Source organism: Erwinia psychrophila, assembly GCF_039023475.1.
Taxonomy (GTDB): domain Bacteria; phylum Pseudomonadota; class Gammaproteobacteria; order Enterobacterales; family Enterobacteriaceae; genus Erwinia.
Genome location: NZ_JBCHVB010000021.1, coordinates 1 through 1,243, shown reverse-complemented (window position 1 = coordinate 1,243; position 1,243 = coordinate 1). Strand labels below are relative to the sequence as shown.

Annotated in this window: 1 protein-coding gene; it reads right to left on the bottom strand. The window is 64.4% G+C overall.

The genetic code is table 11. The features are described 5' to 3' along the window. Positions 1 to 1,243: hypothetical protein (locus tag AAH446_RS19640; protein ID WP_342908351.1), on the bottom strand; the 1,243-nt coding region annotated here is incomplete at both ends.

The following is a 1,243-nucleotide window of genomic DNA, read 5'->3' as shown; positions in this document are numbered from 1 at the left end:
GTAAATGCCGAAAGTACCCGCGCCCGGCGCCGTGTCGGTCGCTGAAATAAACACAACGACAAAGCTGCCATCCGGACGGCTGACCACTTTCGCCAGCTGCTGGTTACCGGCCGTCGCCGTGTTAATCAGGAACTCGCCGGTCAGCGCGGTACCGTCCGCCGCATACATCCGGCCCCAGACGCCGTAGCCGCTCTGATCCGGTCCGCTGGTGTCATTCGAGTCCCAGGTCACCACGTAGTTGCCGTTATCCAGCGCGCTCACCGATGGCGTACCCTGATTGTTGGTCAGAGTCTGGTTCGCCACAAAGCTGGTCACTACCTCGTGGGTCGACGGATCGTAGATCGTCACGCCCGCGTCGTAGCCGGTGCCTTTCATCGTATAAGCGATCGCCACCTGGCCGTTTTCCAGCACCGTGACTGAGGGCTGCGGACTGGCGTCAATACCGATGCCCAGCACCCCGTTAACGCTCAGGGTGGTGTTCACCAGCACGGTTTCGCCGCTGACCGGCGTGCCGCTGGCGTCATACTCGCGGCCGTAGACCACCCACTTGTTATCCACGTTCGCCTGCCACACCACCATGTAGCCACCGTCCGCCAGGGCGGCGATCACCGGTGCGGTCTGATTGGACACCGTGCCGGTGTTGACGCTGTATTCCCCGCCGTCGGCCACCACGCCGTTGACCTTACCGGCGCTGTCGTAGCTGTAGCTGTAGCCCTGGCCCTTGATGCTGGCACCGGAACCGGTGCTCCACACCACCTGGAAGGTGCCGTCCGCCAGCGCCGCCACCTGCGGCGTCAGCTGATCGCCCGCCGTGGTGGTGTTCACGGTGAACTCCGTCCCCACCGGCTGGCCTTTCGCATCCAGCAGCTGCCCCTTGATGCAGCTGCCGGAGCCGTCGCCGCTCGCCGACTGCCATACCACAATCGCCCCGCCATCCGGCAGCGCAACCACGGACGAGACCGTCTGTGCGCCGGTGGTGGTGGTGTTGACCGTGTACTCGGAGTAGAACGCCGCGTCCACATCAATCACGATACCCTCCACGCCGGTGCCTGAGCCGTCCACGTTGTCCGACTGCCAGGTGACGTAGACGCTGCCGTCTTCGGTCAGTACCGCGTCGAAGATATGGGTGGCGTCCACCGAGTCACCGCCGCTGCCCTGGTTTCCGGCCGTGGTGGTGTTCACCAGGAACTCCCGGCCCACCTTGTTATTCGCTGCGTCGAAGCGCTGCGCGTAGATGGCCGAG